Raw genomic sequence first — 25,197 nt, 5'->3', positions numbered from 1 at the left:
GATGTTTGACACAATAATGAGGAGGCGCATTAAAAATGAAAAAGTATAAAGTCATATTTATGATAGTTGTCTCATTAATGCTTATTTTGTCAGCGTGTAGTAATGATAAAGATGAAAAAGGTAGCAATATTAAACAATCCAAATCTAAAAATGAGCTGAATTTATCATCAGGTGATGATATACCAACTATGGATCCATCATTAGCGGCTGACCAAGTATCATTTACAACTTTTGCTCAAACATTAGAAGGCTTATACGTATTAGATAAAAATGATAAACCTATACCAGGTGTTGCAAAAGATAAACCTAAAAAGTCTAGCGATGGGAAAACATGGACGATTCAATTAAGAGATAATGCTAAATGGTCTAACGGAGATCCAGTAACTGCACATGATTTTGTATATGCATGGCAAAGGTCAGTGGACCCAGATACAGCTGCAGAATTTGCATATATGTTTGAAAATATAGAGAATGCAAAAGAGATTACACAAGGTGATAAAAAGCCTGAAGAATTAGGTGTTAAAGCGATTGATGATCACACACTTCAAATTAAACTCATTAAAGATGTGCCTTGGATGGAAAGTTTATTAGCATTCGGTTCATATATGCCTCAAAATGAAAAATTTGTTGAAAAGCAAGGTGACAAATTTGGAACAACAGCTAAGACGACATTATCTAATGGACCATATAAATTAACAGAGTGGAAACCAGAAGATAAATGGAAGCTTGAAAAGAATGACGAATATTGGGATAAAGATAAAGTAAAAGTTAAAGACGTGAACGTTAAAGTTGTTAAAAATACGCAAACGGCCATTAATATGTATCAAACAGGTAAGTTAGACATGGTTGGGTTAGATGCACAAAACATTAAAAAATATAAAGACAGAGAAGATTTTTCTACTGAAGCAACATCAGGTAGTTACTTCTTCAGAATTAATAAAGAGAAAAATGAGAACTTAAAAAATGAAGATTTAAGAAAAGCAATCGCGAAATCAATAGATAAGAAATCTTATGTGAATTCGTTGTTGAATAATGGTTCTAAACCGTTAGATACATTAATGATTAAAGACTTCGTGAAAGATAGCGACGATAAAGATTATACAGAAGGTGTGAAGTCGTCTCTAAGCTATAACAAAAAAGATGCAAAAGAACATCTTGAAAAAGCGAAAAAAGACTTAGGTAAAGATAAATTTACAATTGAATTGCTAACGTATGATGAAGACGAATCTAAAAAAGCAGGAGAATTTGTAAAAGAACAAGTTGAGAAAAATTTACCTGGTGTAACGTTAAAAATTAAACAACAACCATTTAAACAAAAACTCGCACTTGAGTCTAAAAAAGACTTTGATATTTCATTTGCAGGTTGGTTCCCAGATTATCCAGATCCAACAACATTCTTAGATTTATTTACATCAGATTCACCGCATAACCAAACAGGGTATGCTAACAAAGCATATGATAAAGCGTTAGAAGAAGCCAATTCAGATGAAATGTTGAAACCAGAAAATAGCGATAAACGTATTAAAGCATTACAAGATGCAGAATCAGAATTTTTAGATTCAGCATCTATATCTCCATTATTCCAAACAGGTTCTGCAAGATTAAGACAGCCATATATTAAAAATTGGCAAAATCATAAATATGGTGGAGATTACACATTAAAAGGCGTTGAAATAGAAGGTGCAAAATAATTGAGCACAAATTGTTAGGGATATTAAAAATCAGTTATTTATGATTTTTATATCCCTATTTATTTAGTAATTTTTCAACACTTTATTGATACTGAAATAGAGTTTATATATAATTAAACTAAATAAAGTCAGAAAATTCACGCTTTTAAAAGCTGATTGGAGTGAACTATGAATCAACTTAATTCGTTTCTTATATTTAATTTAAAGTCCACATTGAAAGATAGGATTACTTTAGTTTGGACGCTCATTTTTCCTATACTAATGATTATCATTAATTATTCAATTTATCAAAATAGCGTTACGACTATTGAAGATAAGGAAATATTATTAGTCCAATTTTGGTCATTTATGACAATTATGATATTACTTAATGGCATTGCAGTTGAAATTGCAAATATTAGAGAAGTTGGCGCATTGAAAAGTTATGTAATGTTGGCCGGCTCAAAGTATCCATTTATATTGGCAATATTAGTATCTCAAATCTTAATTCTATCTATAAGCATAAGCGTTATAACCATTCTATTTATGATTTTATTTAAACTCTTTAGTTTTAAAATTTTATTATATGCCTTTATTTATATCCTTTTAGTCATACCTATATCATTTATATTCTTAGTAGTAACGTCTTTGCCCTATAAAGCAAGTTCTATTGCAACTATTTCAACGATACTTTCACTTGCATTATTTTACATTGTTAATATGCATCTCTTTGGTTTGGAATGGGTTAATCCGTTACATTTCCTTTATAAATTAGGAGAATTGATTATTCATGATTTTAATCATTTTAGCATGATGATTCCTATAATATATGTTCTATACATCGTGATTGGTTTATATGCACTTATAAAATTAGATATTAATTCTAAAATTATTAGATAAGGATGGGTTACATGTACTATGTGAAAAATTTAAAATATACATACAAAAATAGAGATAAATCTGTACTTTCAAATATATCATTTAACCTAAAAACTGACAGATTAAATGTATTAATAGGTATGAATGGAGCTGGAAAAACAACTTTATTCGATTGTATAACGAATCATTTAAAAGCAGAATACGATAAAATCAATATGCCGAAATTGAATGATATTTCATTTCTAACACAATATAATTATTATGCACCAAATAATACTGGAGAAGACCTTATAAAATTATTTTTAGGCATTATTCCTAAGGATGAAAAAAAGAAGTTCAAAGATCATTTTTATAAAAGCCTATCAAATATTGAAAAAGAGAAATATGACCATTTATTAAAAATGAAAATTGGGAAGATGTCATTTGGAGAAACTAAATGGCTGTTAACGGTGGTTTTTTCAAACTTGGATAGAAAGCTGTTTTTATTTGATGAACCGACGAGTGGTGTTGATCCAGTATCTAGGAAAATGATAATGGAAAAATTACAGTCATTAATACATAAAGGTAAAATTTGTCTATTAGCCACTCACCAATTACAAGATTTAGCACATTTAAATCCACATATCATATTTATAGATCATGGAGAAATCGTATATGAAGGTAACTATGATAAGTGGTTAGAATTAAATCATACTCAAAATCCAGACGAGGCTTTTGAAAATACTATAGTTCTAAATAAATCCTAGGAATAAACCTTACAAATTCAATATTTGTAGGGTTTATTTTTTGATATTGGATAATTATTCTTATGAAATCTTTATTAAATCCTAAAAATTGTATTTCTTGATAACTTATGTTGCGACACAAACAAATTAACATTATAATTGAAGAAAGTTCAGAAATGACTGAATTTTCAAAAATTGAATAAGGGGAAATGTTTATGAAAAACAAACATGCAAGGTGGAGCTTTTTAGTATTTCTGTCGATAATTTTACTTTTATCGGCATGTAGTGGTGGAAACGGAAAGGATAAAAGTGACAGTTCTGCAGGGGATGGCAAAAAGTTACGATTAATTTCTATTTCGGATATTCCATCAATGGATTCATCTTTAGCAACTGATGCAGTGTCTTTTGATGCATTAAATAATACGATGGAAGGGTTGTATAAGTTAGACAAAAATGACAAAGCGATTCCGGGTATTGCAAAGGGTGATCCTAAAAAATCTAAAGACGGTTTGACATGGACGATTGAATTAAGAGATGCAAAGTGGTCGAATGGCGATAAAGTTACTGCAGATGATTTCGTATATGCTTGGCGTAAATTAGTTGATCCAAAGACTGCTTCTGAGTATGCATTTATTATGTTTGATATTGAAAATGCCGAAGATATTAACAAAGGTGATAAGAAGCCTGAAGAATTAGGTGTTAAAGCGATTGATGACAAAACATTAGAAATTAAACTTAATCGTGAATTACCTTATTACCAAGAATTATTGTCATTCGGTTCATTTTTACCGCAAAATGAAAAATTCGTAAAAGAAAAAGGCGATAAATACGGTACAACTGCTGAAGATACTCTATACAATGGACCGTTTACGTTATCTGACTGGAAGACAGAAGATAATTATACTTTAACTAAGAACAAAGAATATTGGGATAAAGGTAATGTGAAATTAGATAGTGTGAATTTTAAAGTTGTTAAAGAGCCTCAAACAGCTCTAAATATGTATAACGCAGGGGATGTAGATGAAGCACTTATCCCAGCAGAAAATGTTAAGAAATATAAAAACGATAAAGCTTATAATACAGAACTTGAATCAAGAGTTTACTTTATGAGAATGAATCAAAAAGATGTACCTGAATTCAAAAATCAAGATTTAAGAATGGCAATCGCGCAATCAATTGATAGAGAACAATATGTTAAGAGTAATTTAAACAATGGTTCTAAAGCAGCAAACTCATTAGTACCTACAGAATTTGTAAAGGATACTAAAGGAGAAGACTATACAAAAGGTGTTAAAACAGATAATAAATTCAATAAAGCAGAAGCTAAGAAACATTTAGAAGCTGCTAAGAAAGAACTTGGTAAAGATGAATTTACTTTTGAATTATTAACATATGACCAAGATAACGCTAAAAAAGATGCTGAATACTTTAAAGAGCAAATTGAGCAAAACTTACCAGGTGTAACAATCAAAGTTAAACAACAGCCTTATAAGCAAAAATTAAAATTAGAAGCAAACATGGATTATCAAATTTCATTCGGTAGATGGGGGCCAGATTACCCAGATGCTATGACGTTCTTAGAATTATTTACAAGTGATAATGTGATGAATGAAACTGGTTGGAAGAATAAAGAATATGATAGCAAAATTAACGATGCGGGAGATAAATTGTTAGATAAAGAACAAGAACGTGTTGAAGCTATGCAAGATGCTGAATCATTATTGTTAGATGAAGCGGTTATTGTACCTATTTATCAACAAGGGAATGCAAGATTAACGCAAAGTTATGTGAAAGATATTGAAAGACATAAGTTTGGTGGAGATACAGATTTAAAACATGCCTATGTTCAAAAGTAACAAATCAGTAGTTTAACTAAATATAAACTAAGGGGATGAGTTACATGTCTAAAATATTAAAAGTTTTAACAATGATGTTAGTAGCGGTACTCATATTGAGTGCATGTTCGTCGGGTGGCGGTAGTAAGGGTAAGAGTGATGAAACGCTAGACTTACAAATTAATGGTGATGTACCCACGATGGATTCAGCTATGGCAACAGATGGTTTATCATTTGATATGTTCTTCCAAACAATGGAAGGCCTCTACACATTAGATAAAGATGATAAAGCAATACCAGCAGTAGCAAAAGGTGACCCGAAAATTACGAACGATGGTAAGAAGTGGACGATTAAATTAAGAGATGATGCAAAATGGTCAAATGGCGATCCAGTAACGGCACATGATTTTGTCTTTGCTTGGAGAAAAGTTGTAGATCCAGATACTGCATCTGAATATGCATATATCTTATACGATATTAAAAATGCAGAAGAAATTAATTCAGGAGATAAAAAGCCTGAAGAACTTGGTGTTAAAGCAGTAGATGATCATACATTAGAATTTGAACTAACGAAATCATTACCATACTATAAAGAATTATTGTCATTCGGTACATTTATGCCACAAAATGAAAAATTCGTTAAAAAACAAGGTGACAAGTATGGTACAACAGTCAAAACAACATTATATAATGGACCATTCAAAATGACTGACTGGAAAACAGATGATAAAGTTACGTTAGAAAAAAATGATGATTACTGGGATAAAGATAAAGTTAAATTAAATAAAGTTAACTACAAAGTCGTTAAAGAAGCTTCAACAGCTGTAAATTTATATGAAACTAATAAATTGGATATTGTAGATTTACCAGCAGAGCAAGTTAAGAAATATAAAGATGACAAAGCATTTAATACAGAATTAGATACCGTAACGTATTACTTCAAATTAAATGAAGATACAGTACCTGAATTCAAGAATGAAGACTTTAGACTAGCATTTGCTAAAGCAATTGATAAAGAAGCATACGTAAAAAATAACTTGAACAACGGTTCTATTCCAACAGATAACTTTGTACCAAAAGATTTTGTTAAAGATAGTAAAGGTAAGGAATATCAAGATGGCGTGAAAAATACGAACCAATATAATGTTAAAGAAGCAAAAGAACATTATGAAAAAGCTAAAAAAGCATTAGGTAAAGATAAATTTACAATTGAGCTTATGACTTATGATAAAGATACAGCTAAACGAGATGCTGAATACTTTAAAGAACAATTAGAGAAGAATTTAGATGGTGTTACGATTAAAATTAAACAACAACCATTTAAACAAAAACTTGATCTCGTATCAAAAGGTGAATATGAAATGTCACTAGAAAACTGGATTCCAGATTATCCAGATCCAATGACATTCTTAGAACTATATGTTACAGACGGTTCTCATAATAATACTGGCTGGTCTAATAAGGAATATGATAGTATTATTAAAGCAGCAGACTCATCATTAGCAAGCAATCCTGACAAACGACTTTCAGAATTACAAAGAGCTGAAGGTATGTTATTAAATGAAGCGGGTATTGTACCACTTTATCAAGTCGGTGTAGCACAACTTCAAAAACCTAACGTTAAAAACGTAGTGAACCACCAATTCGGAGGCGTTTCTACATTAAAAGAAGCTTATATTGAAAAATAGGACATTAAAAAAGCAGTAGAAATTCACTTAAATGTGAGTTTCTACTGCTTTTTATATTGGAGATGAATCTGGTAGTTTGGCACGCACGAAGACTGAGAAATATCGTGCGCTAGGGTACAAAATCAGGGTGTAACGCACGAAGACTAGGAGATATCGTGCGCTAGGGTACAAAATCAGGGTGTAACGCACGAAGACTGAGAGATATCGTGCGTTATAATAATCAAATATAATCTAGCATAAAAAAAGAGATGGTCACGACCATCTCTTTTTATAATTATTTTCTTTTTCTACCTAATCCTATAGCGTTTTCCATCTTTTTCAATGTTTTATTGGCTACGAAACTTGCTTTATCTCTTCCTTTATCAAGTATTTCATCTAATACTTCTTTGTTTTCATAATAATAATTGAATTTTTCTTGGAATTCTACAAGGAATTTCTTAACTTCTTCAGCTAAGTCTCCTTTGAAATCGCCATATCCTTTATCAGCATATTGTGCTTCTAATTCTTCAATTGATTGACCTGATAGGCTAGAGTATATCACGAGTAAATTACTGATACCTGGTTTGTTTTCTTTATCATATTTAACGATGCCATCAGAATCTGTAACAGCACTTTTAATTTTCTTAGCTGCAACGTTTGGCTCATCTAATAATGAGATGAAGTTTTTTTGATTGTCATCACTTTTACTCATTTTCTTAGTTGGGTCCTGTAAGCTCATAATTCTAGCACCAAACTTAGGCATGTGAATTTCTGGCTTAATTAAAACATCATTATATTTCGTATTAAAGCGATCAACAACATTACGTGTTAATTCAATATGTTGTTTTTGGTCATCACCGACAGGTACGATATTCGTATTATATAGTACAATATCTGCTGCCATTAATGGTGGATAAGTTAATAGACCTGCTGGAATACCTTGAGATTGTTTTTGTGCTTTATCTTTATATTGCGTCATTCTTTCAAGTTCACCAATTGAACTGATTGTTGTTAAAATCCAACCTGCTTGAATGTGTGCTGGTACTTCTGATTGGATGAATAGCGTTACTTTTTCTGGGTCTAGTCCAGATGCTAAGTAAATCGCAGCTAATTTACGAGTGTTTTCTCTTAATTTAAGTCTATCTTGAGGTACTGTAATTGCATGCTGATCTACGATGCAAAAAAAGCAGTCATAGTCGTGTTGAATCTCATTAAATTGTTTTAATGCGCCAATGTAGTTGCCTAAAGTAGGGATACCACTTGGTTGGATACCTGAAAATAAAGTTTCCATTAAAATTGCCTCTTTTCTACAAAATTTCTTTATATCATTATAACAGTATTTTATTCATTTGTAAGTTGTGTTATTCTAGTAATTAGATAAATATGTCGTCATAAACATATTCATCTATAATTTATGTGCTTTTTAATGAATTATTAGCAGTTTCTCATTTAATTTTAATCTTTGAGTTATATAATATATTTATAGCAATTAGATAAAGATTAAACCAAGTGAGCAATATATGTTTAACCTAGTAATATATAGGGTATATATAATTAAGTGTATTTTATCTTATAAGTTCACTGACGTTTAACATAAATAATATTCAATTAGGAGAGTGAGATGTATGGTAACATTATTTACTTCACCAAGTTGCACATCTTGCCGTAAAGCGAAAGCATGGTTACAAGAACATGACATTCCGTATACGGAGCGTAATATTTTTTCAGAACACTTAACATTAGATGAAATTAAATCAATCTTAAAGATGACAGAAGATGGAACAGACGAAATTATTTCAACTCGTTCTAAAACATATCAAAAATTAAATGTAGATATCGATGCATTACCTCTACAAGAATTATATACAATTATACAAGACAACCCAGGTTTATTACGTCGACCTATTATTTTAGATGATAAACGTTTACAAGTTGGTTATAACGAAGATGAAATTCGTCGTTTCTTACCAAGAAAAGTGCGTACATTCCAATTAATGGAAGCACAACGTATGGTTGACTAATTTAGTCTAATATTAACATTATAGCTCCTGTTTACAGGGGCTATTTTTGTACAATAAATTAATTGTGAATAGTTCGAACAAATTACTGTTAAAATGTACTTGTTTATAATACAATGAATGTACTATTCCTAGAGTAAGGGAGTGTGACATTATGAGAATAGAACGAATTGATGAAACAACGGTAAAATTATTTATAACTTATCAAGATATCGAAGCAAGAGGTTTCAAACGTGAAGATTTATGGACAAATCGTAAACGTGGCGAAGAATTTTTCTGGTCTATGATGGATGAAATCAATGATGAGGAAGAATTTGTCGTTGAAGGACCTTTGTGGATCCAAGTGCATGCATTTGAAAAGGGTGTTGAAGTAACAGTTTCTAAATCTAAAGGTGACGAACTGTTAAATATGACTGACGAGGAATCTAATGATCAATTAGAGTATCAAGTCAATGATTTCTTATCTCAAGCACTCGATTCTGATCAGAATATTGGAGATCTCTTGAATGATGAGAAAGAAGCTGAAAAACAATTTGTCCCTAAAGACATAGGCTTACTTGTAAGATTCGAAGAGTTAGAAGATATTATTGAATATGCACATTATAATGAACATAAAGATATTGTATTTACAGACTTATTATACATGTTAGATAACAAATATTATTATTATGTACAATTTGATCAAATAGATAGTGAAGACATTATTAATGACTTCTACGGACAATTACTTGAATATGCAAATCCAACTCAAGTGTCTAAATTATATCTAGATGATTATGCGAAAGTTGTCATGAGTTATAATGTTACGGGTCAAGTGAGAAGATATTTTGAACCTAAAAATTAAATAAGTAATTTTAGTACCTCTTTACGTTTTATATAGTAAAGAGGTGTTTTTTATGTTAATGGGACTTAATCAACATAATCAGTTAATATATGCACAACACGCTAAGACCAATGAAATTTATAGGTGCCCGGATTGTTTATCTGAACTCGTTATCAAGAAAGGAAAACATACTGTAGCGCACTTTGCTCATAAAGTAGATAGTTATTGTTTAAGAAATAGTTATAAGAAAGAATCTCTTGATCACATATCATCTAAACATCATATTTATGCATGCTTAAATGGGAAAGTTAACATAGATATGGAATATTATATATCTGAAATTGAACAAATTCCCGACATTATGATTAATAAAAATATTGTTGTCGAATTTCAATATTCACCTATTAGCTTTGATTTATTAATGGATAGGAGTGAAGGATTTCGATTAATGAATATAAAAGTGATTTGGATTGGTAAAAATATTAAATATCTGAATGGTATATTAACCCTCAGTTATTTTGAAGCAGCACTCATTAATCATAAAGAAAGAACACTTATAACTTATAATCCTGAAGAGCGTTTATTAATAAGATATGAATGTTTACAATCAATTGATAAACATAGATTTATCGGTTATAGACGGGAAATTCAATGGGACCATTTATTAGAAGATTATCCGTTAAAGAAAATACCAAATTTAGCATTAACGGATATGGCTTACCAAGAATATTTAACTAAATGTAGGAAACAGAAGAATGTATTAGAACCGACGCTATCGTTATTATATAATGCTCGCTTAATACATAAGAAGAGACGCCCGATTATTGGCATTATTGTACCTGAACAAATATATTTTTTAACACATTGTATTACATGGCAATCATACTTATTTTTAGAAATGAAAAATAAGACATTTACTTTTGAAAAATTTTATCAGTTCATAGAATTTAGATCATTTTATGATTGTCATTATTCTAAGAAAGAAATCCTATTGAGCGCCTTTTACTCATATATTTCAATTATAAAACGAAAGGCTATTTCACGTGCAAAATGGACTAATTAATGAGAAAATTATAAATATGAAATATTAAGGAGGCTATTAAGATGGCGAAGTTAATTACAAGGGAAGAACAACAAGAACAATATACATGGGACTTAACAACTATCTTTTCTTCTGACGAAGCATATGAAGAAGCTTTTAAAGAGTTAGAAGGCTATTTAGGTAAAGAAGAACAATTCAAAGGTCACTTGAAAGATAGTGCAGAAACATTGTATAAAGCGTTATTGCTTGATAGTGAAATAGATGAGAAACTAGGTAAGGTTTATGTTTATGCTCATTTGAAACATGATCAAGACACAGCAAATGATAAATACGCTGGATATGAAGCGAAGGCAGCAACACTTGCTAATAAATTTGCGAGTGCATGGAGCTTCATTTTGCCTGAATTAATGTCTATTGATGAAGCAACATTAAATGAATTTGTTGAATCAAACGATGATTTAAAAAGATATCAATTTGATATTGAGAAACTTAATAAGAAAAGACCTCACATTTTAAGCGATAAAGAAGAAAAGATTCTAGCTGAAGCAGGGGAAGCATTACAAACACCTAGTAATGTATTTGGTATGTTTAATAATGCTGACTTAACATTTAAACCAGCTGTCGATAAAGATGGTAATGAACATGAACTGACACAAGGCACATATACTAAATTGTTAGAATCTGAAGATCGCGTTTTAAGAAAATCTGCTTATGATAATGTTTATGAAGCATATGGAAGTCATAACAATACATTAACTGCAACGTTAAGTGGGAAAGTTAAGACTGCTATATTTAGTTCAAAAGTTCGCAAGTATAACTCAGCTCGTGAACAAGCGCTATCAAATAACTTTATTCCAGAAGAAGTATACGATAACTTAATTGCGACTGTACATAAGCATTTACCATTGTTACATCGTTATACTGCTTTAAGAAAAGAGTTACTTGGTTTAGATGAAATGCATATGTATGATATGTATACACCACTAGTTAAAAACTCTTCATTTGAGATGCCATATGAAGAAGCTAAAGACTGGATGGTTAAAGCGTTACAACCTATGGGTCAAACGTACATAGATGTAGTTGAAGAAGGTTTAAATAATAGATGGGTAGATGTTTATGAGAATAAAGGTAAACGCTCTGGTGGCTATTCTTCAGGCGCTCACTTAACAAATCCATTTATTTTACTTAACTGGACAGATTCTATTTCTGATTTATTTACGTTAATTCATGAATTTGGACATTCTGCACACAGTTATTTCAGTAGAAAACATCAACAATCAAATGAAAGTGATTATTCAATCTTTGTGGCAGAAGTTGCTTCAACAACTAACGAAGCGTTGTTAAGTGAATATATGGATAAGAACTTAGAAGATCCTGAAAAGCGTAAATATATACTAAACCAAGAGTTAGAAAGATTTAGAGCAACATTATTTAGACAAACAATGTTCGCTGAGTTTGAATATCTTATTCATAAAATTGTAGAAGATGGTGAACCATTAACTGCAGATCGTTTAAACTCTGAGTATGCAGAACTTAATAAAAAATATTTCGGCGATGCTGTTGTGACAGATGAGAATATTGCCAAAGAATGGTCACGTATTCCTCATTTCTATTATAATTTCTATGTTTATCAATATGCTACAGGTTATAGTGCAGCACAAGCATTAAGTAAACAAATATTAGAAGAAGGCGAACCAGCAGTTGAGAGATATATTAATGAATTCTTAAAAGCAGGTAGCTCAGATTATCCGATAGAAGTATTGAAAAAAGCTGGTGTCGATATGACATCTAAACAACCAATAGAAGAGGCAATGGAAGTCTTTGAACAGAAACTAAATGCCTTTGAAAAGCTTGTAAAAGAGAAATAAATGTATGTAGACGTTTCCAATATGACAACTGTGTGACAAATTAAAAAAACCGATGTTTTTTGTTGAATTTAGTGTACAGAGCATGTTATATTACATACATGAAATTAATCACATAACAAACATACCCCTTTGTTTGAAGTGAAAAATTTCTCCCATCCCCTTTGTTTAAGCACCGTGTAATCAGACACGGTGTTTTTTATTTATTTGTTCATTCATAGTTAACATCCCAAAAGTTATCTATTAAGTGGTGAGTATAAGTTATAAGGACGTATATTTAACCATAAAGTATGAATCTTAATTTTCATGCTAAAAATTGAGTAGGGCATAAAAGTCCAAAAAAACAGCAGTTATTCATCTTTAATGATGGATGACTGCTGTTTTTTTTATTTTACGACTTTATTCTAAAACATAAAAATAACATCTCATTTTTAACTGGATGAACCAGTGAAATGAGATGCTAATTAATTTAAGTAAGGATACAGATCCTAATACTTATCATTATTTACTTTTCTTAAATTTCCAAAAATCTCCGTGTACAGAATCTTGTTGTTCTATATAATTTTGGAGTTGTAATTTTTTTAATTCGCGTTTGACAATTTTCTCTGGCCATTCATATATTGTCGCAATTTCTTGTTCAGAAATAATTGATTGCGATTGTATATAGTCGAGTAATTTTGGAGGAAGTTGCTTCTCAACTTCTGTTCCAATAAGTTCTTGAATGATATACGTATAAATATGATATGGGTATAAACCTTCTACTTTAAGTCCTTCAGAATGTACATCTTCATTAAAGAACACAAGTGATGGTGTCATATTGATATCCATCTCACGCGAAATATGCAAATCTGTTTGTAAACTATCAGTCAATGATTGCTCTTTCAAGTCTTTAATAAATACAGATAAATCAATTCCAGATTTGTACGCACACTTTCTAATCAGCTCAGTTGTAATGATTTTTTCATGAGGTATAATTTCATTCTGAATTAAGTTTAGAAATCTGCTCGCTCTATTATGTCCTTGTAATTCTGCTGCTTTAAATGCTAAAGCTACATTATCAAATTCACATGTGCTTTGAGCCTGACATTTAGTCAAAACTTTTAGAGAGGGATTCAAAATCTGACGAATTTTAACATATTTTTGATATTCAATTTTTAACTTTGCTAATGTAGCTGATAGATTAAAACAATCTTCGCAAAATGGATCAAAAAATGAATAAATTTCGATTTTGCTTACAGGTGTTAAATCTATATTATTTTGTTCATTAGCATGGATTAGTCTTAATTCTTCGGCCATATTATCCACCTTCAACTATATTAAGCGTTAACCATGTGGTTTGCAGTTAGCTTGAGTCTTTCATATAAATATTCTTGTATATCTTTATTTAATCGAGATTGGGTAAGGGCTTCAAGCATATTCTCTAGCCAGGCATCTCTTTCTTTATTCGTAATTCTGAAAGGTAAATGACGTTGTCGTAACATCGGATGACCGTGTTCTTCTGTATATAATGCTGGACCACCCAAAAACTGCGTTAAAAACTGTTTCTGTTTACGACTCGTTTCTGCAAAGTCACCAGGGAAAAGATGATTAATACGATTATCGCGTTCTACGAGATAATAAAAGTGATCAATCATGTCGTACAAATCTTGGGGGTCGATTACTTCATATGGGGTCATAATTTCACCTTTTCTTGCTTATTTCATTATCGATAATATTAATATAACATGTTCTTAAATTTTTAAAAGTATTTCGACTTGTAACGAAAGTAAATTCATGTTCTTTTGCGATCTGCATTGAAAAAGCGTACCACTTTATTATTTGGAATATTTCTTTCTATATTCAAGTCATTCAAAATTTTATTAAAAGCTATTTTGCCTTTATCATAGTCCTTAACTTCGAATTCTAATTCATAATCTTCAATACCTAAATAAATACTATGATCCAATACTAAAAGTCCTGTGCCAATATCTTTTTCTAACCTATAAGTCGTTAAATCACCAAGTTGTCTCAGGTCATTTAGTGGAATATTAAACTTATTTAATATTTCAGTAATGTTTTCTGGAAGATATTGTTTGTTTAAACGTTCACCTTGTTTAGGAATATCCTCAAGTATTTCGTTATATTCTAGAAGACCAACTTCTTGTGGGACTTTTAAAGTCATTTCATAATTATGATTCTTTTCACGTATTCGTAGTGCCATTTTTTGTGACATAATATCATGATTATTTGTATCTATATAGTAATTTGTTTGTTTAAAAGGCTCACTTTGTTTAAAATAATATTGTTTGATTAATTCATAATCTTCAAGCGTGAGCATATTCTTGAATTCAATTTCGAGTTCTTGTCCCATTTTGATATACACTTCCTTTTACACTATTATTATAGAAGATTTACGGATAAACAAGTAATTATACAAAATTGACTTGATGATATGAATGTTTAAATTAAAATGTGTTAAAATAGATTGGAATAAGGAGGAACAACAATGCGTATTTATGTAAATGAAATTAAAATAAATGACAATCAAATCAAATGTTATACAGACCAACCAACTGAGGGATTAGAACCAGCAGAGCATATGATTGTAGATAGCGATAATCATGCATTTGTATATATGCTTGATAGCGGTGAACAATACCATTATTTATTATTTGTAGAGGAAACATGGTCAATGATTCATGAACACTTCGACAAAGAGGTCATCGTCAACGATCATTTAGTATTAACTTCATTTAAAGAAGAAATGGAATTTTTATTAGATAACATCGCAGATAATCACAACTATGGTAAAGCGTTTGTAGCTTCGGTAGAGGAAGCATTTGAATTAAACAAAGCGGAGTGATGGTTATGAATCAATGGGAAGAATTTTTGGCACCATATAAACAAGCAATTGACGAATTAAAGATTAAATTGAAGGGGTTACGTAAACAATATGAATCTTCAGATAAACCTTCGCCAATTGAGTTTGTTACAGGTCGTGTTAAACCCATCTCAAGTATTATAGATAAAGCAAATCAACGTGATATTCCTTTTGATCGATTAAGAGAGGAAATGTATGATATTGCGGGTTTAAGAATGATGTGTCAGTTTGTTGATGATATAGATATCGTTGTAGAACTATTAAGACAACGACAAGATTTTGAAGTTGTAGAAGAACGAAATTATATCGAATATACAAAAGAAAGTGGATATCGTTCGTATCATGTAATTATCAGTTATCCAATTGAAACGTTACATGGTCAAACGAATATTTTGGCAGAAATTCAAATTAGAACATTAGCGATGAATTTCTGGGCGACGATTGAACATACCTTAAGATATAAGTATGATGGTGATTATCCTCCTGAAATAAGAAATAGACTTGAGAGAGCAGCTGAGGCAGCATTTTTATTAGATGAAGAAATGTCTGAAATACGTGAAGAAATTCAAGAAGCACAGAAATATTATTCCAGACAGAAAAGTAATAAACACAAACACGATTAGGGGTGAATGCTTTGAAATATAATATATTATCAAAAGGTGATTCAAAATCGAATGCTTTAATGTATAAAATGAAAAATCATATGAATGACTTTAATATGGTTGAAGACAAAGAATCACCCGATATCGTAATTTCTGTTGGTGGAGATGGTACTTTATTACAAGCATTTCACCAATATAGTCATATGCTAGGAGATGTCAGTTTCGTAGGTGTACATACTGGACATTTAGGTTTCTATGCTGATTGGTTGCCTCATGAAGTTGAAAAACTCATTATTGAAATTAACAATTCAACTTATCAAGTTATAGAATATCCATTATTAGAAGTTATAATTCGCTACAAAAAAGGCGGATATGAAACGAGATATTTAGCTTTAAATGAAGCAACTATTAAAACTGATAATGGCGCAACACTAGTTGTAGATTTAGTATTAAGAGGCGAGCAGTTTGAAAGATTTAGAGGTGATGGTTTATGTGTTTCAACACCATCTGGTTCAACGGCTTATAATAAAGCTTTAGGTGGGGCACTTATACATCCATCACTAGAAGCTATGCAAATAGCTGAAATAGCTTCTATTAATAACCGTGTCTTTAGAACGGTTGGTTCTCCGCTTGTATTACCTAAACATCACGTTTGTCATATACATCCAGTAAATCACGATACATTACAAGTTACGATTGATCATGTAAATGTTAAACATAAAAATATTGAATCTATTCAATATAGAGTAGCAAATGAAAAAGTCCGCTTTGCGAGATTTAGACCATTTCCTTTCTGGAAAAGAGTACATGATTCATTTATTTCAAATGAGGATTAAACATGAAAGTATTACAATATCGATCAGCTTCTTCAATGATTTTGAAGACATTCTTATATGATAAAGGCATTTCTAAAAAGAGTTTAAGCGCCATTAAGCAGAATGGCGCTTTATTAGTGAATAAAGAACACGCTACCGTTAGAAAAGAAATTCATGAAGGTGACGAAATTGAGATTCACTTACCAAATGAATCTCCTAGTCATAATTTAGAACCATTTACGTTTGATTTAAATATTTTGTTTGAAGATGAATGGTTTATCATCGTTTCTAAACCTGCCATGATGAATACAGCGCCTTCTAGAGAACATCCTCATAATAGTTTAGTTGAAGCGGTGTTAAGCTATATGCTAATGAATGGTGAACGAACAATTCCACATATAGTGACACGTTTAGATCGCGGTACAAGTGGTATAGTTATATTTGCGAAGCATCAATTATTACATCACATGGTTTCAAATACGACAATAAGTAAATACTATGTTGCACTTGTACATGGTGTTGTTGCACCGAAGAAAGGTGTTATTAAAGCACCAATTGCACGTGCTAAACATTCTATTATAGAAAGAGAAGTTTCTGAAGAAGGTAAGTTTGCACATACAGAATATGAATATTTAGATGGTGATTCTGAAAATAGCATGCTTAAATTACAACTTTTTACAGGTAGAACACATCAAATAAGAGTACATCTTGCACATATTGGTTATCCAATTATAGGAGATAGTTTATATGGATATGAAGATGGTCAATATGATCATCAATTACTGCAGTGCAATCATATAGAATTTATACATCCAATCACTTTGAAACAATTGCATATTGTTGATGAAATACATTATAACCTAAGCAGTGTAGGTATGATATAATAAATTGTATTTTTATGAGGAGGTGGCAAAGTTGGTTAATGAAAATAATGAAAATTACATCGAAGACGAAGCTTTTGATAAAGAAAAGTTAGACGAACTATTAGCAAATGATGAAATAGACCAATTTAGAGAAGAATTTTTAAATATGCATACATATGACCAAGGTGAATACTTTGAAATATGTGATAATGAGCTCAAACAAAAAATATATCAATTCCTTTCACCGTTAGAAGTAGCTGACTTCTTTGAAACGACTGAGTTAGATGATGAAGAATACGAAGAAATTTTTCAAAATATGAATGCTAATTATGCAAGTCAAATGTTAAGTGACATGTCATACGATAACGCAGTTGATATTTTGAATGTATTATCTAAAAGTAAAATAGCCACTTTACTCACACTCATGAATCGTGAAGATGCTAGAGAAATTAAAGCATTACTTCATTATGAAGAAGATACTGCCGGTGGTATTATGACCACTGAGTTTATTTCAGTATATTCAACAATGTCTGTTAAAGAAGCGATGTTCTATGTTAAAGAACAAGCACCTGAAGCGGAAACAATATATGTTATTTTCGTTGTAGACGAAAATAAAAAATTAGCAGGCGTTATCTCATTAAGAGACTTAATTGTCGCTGAAAATGATGCATATATTGAAGAAATTATGAGTGAACGTGTTATCAGTTCTAATGTAGCTGATGACCAAGAAGACGTCGCACAAACAATGCGAGATTATGACTTGATTGCGTTACCTGTAATCGACTATCAAGATCATTTATTAGGTATCATTACAATTGATGATATCTTGGACGTTATGGATGAAGAAGCAAGTGAAGACTACTCTAAATTAGCGGGTGTATCTGACATCGACTCTACAAATGATTCAGTCTTCCAAACAGCTATGAAACGTTTACCTTGGTTATTAATATTAACGGTTTTAGGCATGATCACAGCATCCATACTAGGACAATTTGAAGATACACTTTCACAAGTTGCACTTCTTGCAGCATTTATACCTATCATTAGTGGTATGAGTGGTAACTCAGGTACACAATCTCTTGCCGTATCTGTACGTAATATATCAACAGGTGAAATAAATGAACAAAGCAAATTTAAGCTCGCACTTCGTGAATCTGGTTCAGGACTACTGACTGGTTTCTTCTGTGCAATAAGTTTATTCATTATAATTGTCTTATTATATCGTGAACCTGTATTGGCGCTTATCGTTTCAGTTAGTTTAACAATAGCGATGACTGTAGGTACTTTAATGGGTGCAATTATACCGATGTTTATGAATAAAATGAATATTGACCCTGCAGTTGCAAGTGGACCATTCATTACGACAATAAACGACATTGTCAGTATGTTAATCTACTTTGGTTTAGCAACAGCATTTATGTCTTATCTAATATAAGGAGAATAATATGGAGCATTCTAGTTTTACATCTCTAGTTATTGTTGTTATTGCTGCATTTTTAACACCTATACTTGTAAATAGGTTGAAAATTTCTTTCTTACCTGTTGTCGTTGCTGAAATCATAATGGGGATAATCATAGGTGACTCTTTATTTGGATTAGTAAAAGAAGATGCATGGTTATCTATCTTATCGACGTTAGGTTTTATATTTTTAATGTTCTTAAGTGGTTTAGAAATTGATTTTAACGCGTTTAAGACGAAACAAACTTCTGATGAACAAGAAGGAAATAATATTCCAAGTAATTTATATTTAACGGGCGTCGTATTTTCTTTAATTATGGTTTTATCTATTTTATTAGCCTTTATATTCAAATGGACTGGTTTAATAGACGACGTATTATTGATGGTTATCATCATCTCGACAATTAGTTTGGGCGTAGTTGTACCAACAATAAAAGAAATGAATATTATGCATACAAGCATCGGACAGTTTATCTTGTTAGTTGCAGTTGTAGCAGATTTAGCAACAATGTTACTATTAACAGTTTACGGTACAATAAATGCTAAAGGTGACTCACCGTTATGGCTTATAGGTATTCTAATCGTCTTTAGTTTTATCTTTTATATTATGGGTGGTTTATTTAAAAAATCACCATTCTTAAAAAAATTAACTTCAGGTACAACTCAAATAGGTATTCGTGCAGTGTTTGCACTCATTATTCTACTCGTTGGTTTAGCTGAAGGAGTAGGCGCTGAAAATATATTAGGTGCCTTCCTAGCAGGAGTTATCGTATCGTTATTAGGGCCTGACCAAGATATGGTAGAGAAATTAGACTCATTTGGATATGGTTTCTTTATTCCAATATTCTTCATTATGGTAGGTGTGAATTTAAACATTCCGTCACTTGTGCAAGAGCCAGGTTTATTAATTATCATACCTTTACTGTTTATTGCCTTTTTAATTTCTAAGCTGATTCCAGTAGCATTTATAGGTAAATGGTATGACCGTAAAACAACAATTTCTTCGGCATTCCTATTAACTTCAACATTGTCACTTGTAATCGCAGCAGCAAAAATCGCTGAACAACTTGGAACAATCAGTTCAGAAATATCTGGCATACTTATTCTAAGTGCGGTTATCACATGTGTCTTTGTACCGATTGTATTTAAGAAGATGTTCCCAATGCCTGAAGAAACTAAGAAAATTGTTAAAGTGAGCTTTATTGGTAAAAACCAATTATCGATCCCAGTTGCTCAAAGTATACATTCTCACATTTATCAAACTTCAATGTTCTTTAGAAAAGATCTTTCAGATAATAGAAAGCTAGATGAAAGTATTAAAACATTTGAGTTAGATGATTATATTGAAGAGGAACTATTAGAATTAGGCTTATTTGATTCAGATATCATTGTATGTTCAGCAAATGATGATCAAATCAACAAACAAGTTGCTTTAATGGCGCATAATCATGGCGTTAAAAGAATTATTTGTAAACAAGAAAATGGTAGTGAAGATGAAGCATTTGAAGGTAAAAATATTGAATTCTTTAGTAGTTTCTTAAGTAATAAAATCTTACTTAAAGGATTAATTGAATCTCCAAATATGCTGAACTTATTAAGTAACGTGGAAACTTCTCTATATGAGATAGAGATGAAGAACCATAGTTATCATAATGTATTGTTAAGATCATTCCCATTTGCTGGGGACGTAATCTTTGTACGTATTATTAGAGGCAAAGATTCAATCGTACCTCATGGTGATACTGAATTACAATATGGAGATAAGTTAATTGTGACAGGATCAAAAGAATATGTTTCACAATTAAAACAAGATATGGAATTTATTTAATAAACTTTGTAAAAATGAGGTTGTAGTATAGACCTCATTTTTACTTTTTATTCAATATAAAATAAAAGTATAATGCTTGTCAGGTGGTCTGACCAGTGTTATTATAACGAGTGAATGTTTAGTATAATATACATATTAAAGGAGTATAGTGAATGTTTAATTTAGAAGGTAAAACATATGTAATCATGGGTATTGCGAACAAAAGAAGTATTGGCTTTGGTGTAGCTAAAGTGTTAGACGAACTAGGTGCTAACTTAGTATTCACATACAGAAAAGAACGTAGTAAAGATCAACTTGTTAAATTATTTGAAGAATTAAAAAATCAAAAAGGACAACATATTTTTGAATGTGATGTTCAAAAAGACGATCACGTTGTAAATGCTTTTGAACAAATTGGAGAAAAATTTGGTTATATAGATGGTGTTTACCATTCAATCGCTTTTGCTAATATGGAAGACTTAAGAGGAAGATTTACTGATACATCTCGTGAAGGTTTCTTATTAGCACAAGATATTAGTTCTTATTCATTAACAATCGTTGCAAGAGAAGCTAAAAAATTAATGCCAGAAGGTGGCAGCATCGTTGCAACAACTTATTTAGGCGGAGAATATGCAGTACCTAACTACAATGTAATGGGTGTAGCTAAAGCAAGTTTAGAAGCAAACGTTAAATATTTAGCACGTGACTTAGGAGAAGATAACATTCGAGTAAATGCTATCTCTGCAGGTCCAATCCGTACATTAAGTGCAAAAGGTGTAGGTGGATTCAATGCGATCCTTAAAGAAATTGAAGAACGTTCACCATTAAAACGTAATGTAGATATTATAGAAGTAGGTAAAACAGCAGCTTATCTATTAAGTGACTACTCAAGCGGTGTAACAGGTGAGAATATTCATGTAGACTCAGGTTACCATGTTGTAAGATAATTTAGAGAACCAACAAAATCTATGATTTTGTTGGTTTTTTGTATATGTAGTGACAAAAAGGTGGGGAATTTTAACTAAGGACGTCTATATTAACAAAACTTGGCGGAATTGTAACTTAGAGCGGCCATAATTACATACACTACATATCTTCCACACCAAACAAAAAACTGAAACCGCATTGGTTTCAGTTTTTTGTTTATTTTAAGTTGTTATCATGTATTGGATCGTCTTCAACTGTACGGTTCGCACTTGAACTAATAGATTGTCTATGTGTGTATACATTTCGAACGATTGTCTTAAGTACTGCGTATGTTGGTACGGCTATTAAGATAGCTACGAAACCGCCTAAATTACCTGCAGCTAATATAACAGTAATGATTGTAAGTGGGTGAATGTTTAATGATTTACCCATAATGTTTGGTGTAATCACGTTCCCTTCAAGTTGCTGACAAATTAATGTGATAATACTTACCCAAACGAGCATCATAGGATCTTGTATGAGTGCGATTGTTGCTGCTGGTATAAATGCTAACCATGGTCCTAGGAATGGAATCATGTTTGTGATGAGTGCCAATAAAGCTAAAAGTAATGCATAATCCAAACCTACAAATGTATAACCTAAGTACAATAGTACACCTAATATAACACTAACTGTAACTTGACCTTGTATATATGATTGCAATGTTTGATTAATGTCTTTACTTAAATTAACGACAAACCATTTTGTACGACCTTTGAAAGGTCTAGCTATAAATGGAATAAATCTTTCGTGATCTTTTAACATATATATTAAGAAGAAAGGCACTAAGATTAATAAGAACATTGTTGAAACAAATGATGATATATAACTAAATAGGTTTGTTAACATATCTGTTACGATACCGCTTATACTTTCGATTGAATCATTAATTTTTTGTGATATATTTTCTGGTAATCGATCTCTTTGTTGTAAAGCATAATCTACAACATGCTGAATTTCACGTTGTATATAGGGAATATTCTTGATTAAATTATTAATTTGATTTGTTAGAACTGGTGCAATGATTGAGATAAATAATACAACAATCAGTATTAATGCAACGATGATGATCGAAATACTTCCCCATCTGGGTACTTTTCTTTTCTCTAACATTTTTTGAAAAGGTAAACAAATATAGAATAAGAATCCACCTAATAATAATGGTAGTAATATGGATTTTACGATAATGATGATTGGATAAAATATTTCATTTATTTCCATAAAGATTTTTATAATTAGAAACGTAAGGAGAATAGCTATTCCTGTACGAAACCATGCTTTATTTAACAATAGAAGTCCTCCTTATCAAACTTTCTCATACTTTTATATTATAAGCGAAATTACAGAATTAACAATGATAAATAAAATAGTTTCTAGAATTCGTGTAATGTTTAAAAGTTTATATTTTTATATATTATTTTAAGTTGTACGGATTAGAATAATTATAACGTATTTGTGAATATATGAATTTGTGTGCATTTATACTTACTATTTCTAAAAAGCTTTTTTAACAATATAGTAAGCGCTTACAATTTGTGTTAAGAGCATTTCAAAAAAATATTGATTGTGTATTTATACATGGTATAATCATAACAAGGTAATTTCAAAATTTTCTGAACATGAAGTTATCTTAAGGCTTACAACAAAGGGGAGATTAATTATGGAATCTATTGTTAGCTTTGCGAATGAGATTGTATGGAGTAAAGCGTTAGTGTATGGTCTTTTACTGACTGGTGTTTTATTTTCATTTATGATGAGGTTCTTCCAAGTCAGGCACTTTAAAGAAATGATTCGTTTAATGTTTCAAGGGGAAAAGTCACCAACTGGTATTTCTTCTTTCCAAGCAATTGCAGTATCATTAGCAGGTCGTGTTGGTACAGGTAATATTGTTGGTGTTTCAACAGCAATCTTTATCGGTGGTCCTGGTGCAGTATTCTGGATGTGGGCTACAGCATTTCTAGGTGCGAGTTCGGCATTTATCGAATCAACACTTGGTCAAATTTATAAAAGAGAAATAAATGGTCAATATCGTGGTGGACCAGCATACTACATAGAATCAGGTATAAAAGGTAAAGCTGGTAAAATATATGCAATTATATTTGCACTTGTTACAGTACTATCTGTAGGTCTATTGCTTCCGGGTGTTCAATCAAATGCCATTGCCTCTTCAATGAAAAATGCATTTGGATTAAATCCTTGGGTTATTGCTATAGTATTAGCTGTATTATTAGCACTTATCATTTTCGGTGGTATCAAAGCAATTGCAAATGTTGCGACAGCCGTTGTACCTTTTATGGCTATTGTTTACATAGGTTTAGCAGTTGTTATTATTATATTAAATATTGAAGCAGTTCCAGGTTTAATCGCATTAATTTTCAAATCTGCATTTGGTGTAGAAGCTGCTTTTGGTGGGATTTTCGGTGCGATGATTGAAATTGGTGTTAAACGAGGACTTTATTCAAACGAAGCAGGTCAAGGTACTGGACCACATGCTGCTGCAGCTGCAGAAGTATCACATCCAGCTAAACAAGGACTTGTACAAGCATTCTCAGTTTATGTAGATACTTTATTAGTATGTACAGCAACAGCATTAATGATTTTAATGTCAGGTACATTTAATACGACAGACGGTGGAACAAATAAAGATGGTTCGCCACATTTAATTCAAGACAATGGTATTTATGTTCAAGGTCCAGATGGTAGTAAGGACGTATCAGGTACAGCGATGTATGCTCAAGCAGGGATTGATAAAGCATTCTCTGGAGACAACTACACGTTTGATCCAGCATACTCAGGTTTCGGTTCTTACTTTATTGCGTTAGCATTGTTCTTCTTCGCATTTACAACGATACTGGCATATTACTATATCGCAGAGACTAACGTAAGTTATATCATACCGTCCGATAAACAGAAGATATGGATTATATTAGTACGGTTAGTTCTCATAGGTGCTACAATATACGGATGTGTTAAAACAGCTGATGTAGCGTGGGCAATGGGTGACTTAGGTGTAGGTATGATGGCATGGTTAAATATCATTGCAATTTGGATACTCCATAAACCAGCCTTAAGAGCATTACGTGACTTTGAAATTCAGAAAAAACAAAAAGGGTCAGGTTATTATGCGATATATAGACCAGAACCAGATGAAGTGCCAACAGCAAAATTCTGGCATGAAGATTATCCTAAACGTTTAAAAGAATATAACTTGGATGATAAATAATTAAACAATATCAAACGCTTTCAAATATACGCTCTCTACTGTACAATAAAATTATATGTACAGTTGGGAGCGTTCTTT

At 31.3% G+C, this 25,197-nt stretch carries 22 protein-coding genes; 17 read left to right on the top strand and 5 right to left on the bottom strand.

What is annotated here, in order from left to right; all coding sequences use genetic code 11:
• The first annotated feature begins 35 nt into the window (after positions 1-35).
• The 5 genes from LQ675_RS02440 (at position 36) to LQ675_RS02420 (ending at position 6,797) form a co-directional block, all read left to right on the top strand.
• Complete coding sequence (locus LQ675_RS02440) at positions 36-1,691, top strand: peptide ABC transporter substrate-binding protein (RefSeq protein WP_058592517.1); 1,656 nt, start codon at positions 36-38, stop codon at positions 1,689-1,691.
• A gap of 261 nt (positions 1,692-1,952) precedes the next feature.
• On the top strand, positions 1,953-2,570 hold the full coding sequence (locus LQ675_RS02435) for a hypothetical protein (RefSeq protein ID WP_239753233.1): 618 nt from the start codon (positions 1,953-1,955) through the stop codon (positions 2,568-2,570).
• 11 nt (positions 2,571-2,581) lie between these two features.
• On the top strand, positions 2,582-3,295 hold the full coding sequence (locus LQ675_RS02430) for an ATP-binding cassette domain-containing protein (protein ID WP_239726641.1): 714 nt from the start codon (positions 2,582-2,584) through the stop codon (positions 3,293-3,295).
• A 194-nt stretch (positions 3,296-3,489) separates the two neighbouring features.
• On the top strand, positions 3,490-5,130 hold the full coding sequence (locus LQ675_RS02425) for a peptide ABC transporter substrate-binding protein (protein ID WP_058592514.1): 1,641 nt from the start codon (positions 3,490-3,492) through the stop codon (positions 5,128-5,130).
• A 44-nt stretch (positions 5,131-5,174) separates the two neighbouring features.
• Entirely contained in the window at positions 5,175-6,797 is a 1,623-nt protein-coding gene (locus LQ675_RS02420) for a peptide ABC transporter substrate-binding protein (protein ID WP_058592513.1), read from the top strand.
• A gap of 274 nt (positions 6,798-7,071) precedes the next feature.
• On the opposite strand, the gene trpS is transcribed toward LQ675_RS02420, so the two are convergent.
• Complete coding sequence (gene trpS / locus LQ675_RS02415) at positions 7,072-8,067, bottom strand: tryptophan--tRNA ligase (RefSeq protein WP_048542003.1); 996 nt, start codon at positions 8,065-8,067, stop codon at positions 7,072-7,074.
• Between the two features lie 334 nt (positions 8,068-8,401).
• On the opposite strand from trpS, the gene spxA reads away from it, so the two are divergent.
• The 4 genes from spxA to pepF all read left to right on the top strand — a co-directional run bounded on the left by spxA (position 8,402) and on the right by pepF (position 12,527).
• Positions 8,402-8,797, top strand: a complete 396-nt coding sequence (gene spxA / locus LQ675_RS02410) for a transcriptional regulator SpxA (RefSeq protein WP_025905673.1) — start codon at positions 8,402-8,404, stop codon at positions 8,795-8,797.
• Between the two features lie 151 nt (positions 8,798-8,948).
• The gene (gene mecA / locus LQ675_RS02405) at positions 8,949-9,638 is read left to right on the top strand and encodes an adaptor protein MecA (RefSeq protein WP_048542004.1); all 690 of its coding nucleotides are present in this window, start codon (positions 8,949-8,951) and stop codon (positions 9,636-9,638) included.
• A 52-nt stretch (positions 9,639-9,690) separates the two neighbouring features.
• Positions 9,691-10,680 carry a competence protein CoiA gene (locus LQ675_RS02400; RefSeq protein WP_058592512.1) on the top strand — a complete coding sequence of 330 codons (990 nt, stop codon included), beginning with the start codon at positions 9,691-9,693 and terminating at the stop codon, positions 10,678-10,680.
• Positions 10,681-10,721: 41 nt separating this feature from the next.
• On the top strand, positions 10,722-12,527 hold the full coding sequence (gene pepF / locus LQ675_RS02395) for an oligoendopeptidase F (protein WP_239726644.1): 1,806 nt from the start codon (positions 10,722-10,724) through the stop codon (positions 12,525-12,527).
• A 498-nt stretch (positions 12,528-13,025) separates the two neighbouring features.
• Here the strand turns inward: pepF and LQ675_RS02390 are convergent, their stop codons facing one another.
• From LQ675_RS02390 to LQ675_RS02380, 3 genes are all read right to left on the bottom strand, one after another.
• Entirely contained in the window at positions 13,026-13,820 is a 795-nt protein-coding gene (locus tag LQ675_RS02390) for a DsbA family protein (RefSeq protein ID WP_058592510.1), read from the bottom strand.
• Positions 13,821-13,840: 20 nt separating this feature from the next.
• Positions 13,841-14,200, bottom strand: coding sequence for a globin domain-containing protein (locus LQ675_RS02385; protein ID WP_049319860.1), 360 nt, complete (start codon positions 14,198-14,200; stop codon positions 13,841-13,843).
• Positions 14,201-14,295: 95 nt separating this feature from the next.
• Positions 14,296-14,874 (bottom strand): CYTH domain-containing protein, encoded by a 579-nt coding sequence (locus tag LQ675_RS02380; RefSeq protein WP_239726645.1) that lies wholly within the window; start codon positions 14,872-14,874, stop codon positions 14,296-14,298.
• 135 nt (positions 14,875-15,009) lie between these two features.
• On the opposite strand from LQ675_RS02380, the gene LQ675_RS02375 reads away from it, so the two are divergent.
• The 7 genes from LQ675_RS02375 (at position 15,010) to fabI (ending at position 21,877) form a co-directional block, all read left to right on the top strand.
• Positions 15,010-15,366, top strand: a complete 357-nt coding sequence (locus LQ675_RS02375) for a UPF0738 family protein (protein ID WP_025905666.1) — start codon at positions 15,010-15,012, stop codon at positions 15,364-15,366.
• Positions 15,367-15,371: 5 nt separating this feature from the next.
• Positions 15,372-16,007 carry a GTP diphosphokinase gene (yjbM, locus tag LQ675_RS02370; RefSeq protein ID WP_048542741.1) on the top strand — a complete coding sequence of 212 codons (636 nt, stop codon included), beginning with the start codon at positions 15,372-15,374 and terminating at the stop codon, positions 16,005-16,007.
• A gap of 11 nt (positions 16,008-16,018) precedes the next feature.
• Complete coding sequence (locus tag LQ675_RS02365; RefSeq protein WP_048542013.1) at positions 16,019-16,822, top strand: NAD kinase; 804 nt, start codon at positions 16,019-16,021, stop codon at positions 16,820-16,822.
• Between the two features lie 2 nt (positions 16,823-16,824).
• Positions 16,825-17,685, top strand: a complete 861-nt coding sequence (locus LQ675_RS02360) for an RluA family pseudouridine synthase (protein WP_208182895.1) — start codon at positions 16,825-16,827, stop codon at positions 17,683-17,685.
• A 31-nt stretch (positions 17,686-17,716) separates the two neighbouring features.
• Positions 17,717-19,099 carry a magnesium transporter gene (gene mgtE / locus LQ675_RS02355; RefSeq protein ID WP_025905662.1) on the top strand — a complete coding sequence of 461 codons (1,383 nt, stop codon included), beginning with the start codon at positions 17,717-17,719 and terminating at the stop codon, positions 19,097-19,099.
• A gap of 10 nt (positions 19,100-19,109) precedes the next feature.
• The gene (locus LQ675_RS02350) at positions 19,110-20,951 is read left to right on the top strand and encodes a cation:proton antiporter family protein (protein WP_058592506.1); all 1,842 of its coding nucleotides are present in this window, start codon (positions 19,110-19,112) and stop codon (positions 20,949-20,951) included.
• 152 nt (positions 20,952-21,103) lie between these two features.
• Positions 21,104-21,877: an enoyl-ACP reductase FabI gene (gene fabI / locus LQ675_RS02345; RefSeq protein ID WP_106417841.1), complete on the top strand. Its 774-nt coding sequence runs from the start codon at positions 21,104-21,106 to the stop codon at positions 21,875-21,877.
• Positions 21,878-22,073: 196 nt separating this feature from the next.
• Here fabI and LQ675_RS02340 read toward each other — a convergent pair whose 3' ends face one another.
• Positions 22,074-23,186 (bottom strand): AI-2E family transporter, encoded by a 1,113-nt coding sequence (locus LQ675_RS02340; protein ID WP_048542020.1) that lies wholly within the window; start codon positions 23,184-23,186, stop codon positions 22,074-22,076.
• A 367-nt stretch (positions 23,187-23,553) separates the two neighbouring features.
• On the opposite strand from LQ675_RS02340, the gene LQ675_RS02335 reads away from it, so the two are divergent.
• Positions 23,554-25,119, top strand: a complete 1,566-nt coding sequence (locus LQ675_RS02335; RefSeq protein ID WP_078355969.1) for an alanine/glycine:cation symporter family protein — start codon at positions 23,554-23,556, stop codon at positions 25,117-25,119.
• Positions 25,120-25,197: the final 78 nt, after the last annotated feature.

Source organism: Mammaliicoccus sp. D-M19 (assembly GCF_022386695.1).
Lineage (GTDB): Bacteria > Bacillota > Bacilli > Staphylococcales > Staphylococcaceae > Mammaliicoccus > Mammaliicoccus sciuri.
Note: the sequence above shows the minus strand (reverse complement) of the source record. Positions and strands in the feature narration are given on the sequence as shown.

Excerpts from the sequence above, each read along its gene's own strand:
- LQ675_RS02440 (WP_058592517.1), top strand. The coding sequence starts at position 36 with ATGAAAAAGTATAAAGTCATATTTATGATAGTTGTCTCATTAATGCTT.
- LQ675_RS02435 (WP_239753233.1), top strand. The coding sequence starts at position 1,953 with ATGATTATCATTAATTATTCAATTTATCAAAATAGCGTTACGACTATT.
- LQ675_RS02430 (WP_239726641.1), top strand. The coding sequence starts at position 2,582 with ATGTACTATGTGAAAAATTTAAAATATACATACAAAAATAGAGATAAA.
- LQ675_RS02425 (WP_058592514.1), top strand. The coding sequence starts at position 3,490 with ATGAAAAACAAACATGCAAGGTGGAGCTTTTTAGTATTTCTGTCGATA.
- LQ675_RS02420 (WP_058592513.1), top strand. The coding sequence starts at position 5,175 with ATGTCTAAAATATTAAAAGTTTTAACAATGATGTTAGTAGCGGTACTC.
- trpS (WP_048542003.1), bottom strand. The coding sequence starts at position 8,067 with ATGGAAACTTTATTTTCAGGTATCCAACCAAGTGGTATCCCTACTTTA.
- spxA (WP_025905673.1), top strand. The coding sequence starts at position 8,402 with ATGGTAACATTATTTACTTCACCAAGTTGCACATCTTGCCGTAAAGCG.
- mecA (WP_048542004.1), top strand. The coding sequence starts at position 8,949 with ATGAGAATAGAACGAATTGATGAAACAACGGTAAAATTATTTATAACT.
- LQ675_RS02400 (WP_058592512.1), top strand. The coding sequence starts at position 9,691 with ATGTTAATGGGACTTAATCAACATAATCAGTTAATATATGCACAACAC.
- pepF (WP_239726644.1), top strand. The coding sequence starts at position 10,722 with ATGGCGAAGTTAATTACAAGGGAAGAACAACAAGAACAATATACATGG.
- LQ675_RS02390 (WP_058592510.1), bottom strand. The coding sequence starts at position 13,820 with ATGGCCGAAGAATTAAGACTAATCCATGCTAATGAACAAAATAATATA.
- LQ675_RS02385 (WP_049319860.1), bottom strand. The coding sequence starts at position 14,200 with ATGACCCCATATGAAGTAATCGACCCCCAAGATTTGTACGACATGATT.
- LQ675_RS02380 (WP_239726645.1), bottom strand. The coding sequence starts at position 14,874 with ATGGGACAAGAACTCGAAATTGAATTCAAGAATATGCTCACGCTTGAA.
- LQ675_RS02375 (WP_025905666.1), top strand. The coding sequence starts at position 15,010 with ATGCGTATTTATGTAAATGAAATTAAAATAAATGACAATCAAATCAAA.
- yjbM (WP_048542741.1), top strand. The coding sequence starts at position 15,372 with ATGAATCAATGGGAAGAATTTTTGGCACCATATAAACAAGCAATTGAC.
- LQ675_RS02360 (WP_208182895.1), top strand. The coding sequence starts at position 16,825 with ATGAAAGTATTACAATATCGATCAGCTTCTTCAATGATTTTGAAGACA.
- LQ675_RS02350 (WP_058592506.1), top strand. The coding sequence starts at position 19,110 with ATGGAGCATTCTAGTTTTACATCTCTAGTTATTGTTGTTATTGCTGCA.
- fabI (WP_106417841.1), top strand. The coding sequence starts at position 21,104 with ATGTTTAATTTAGAAGGTAAAACATATGTAATCATGGGTATTGCGAAC.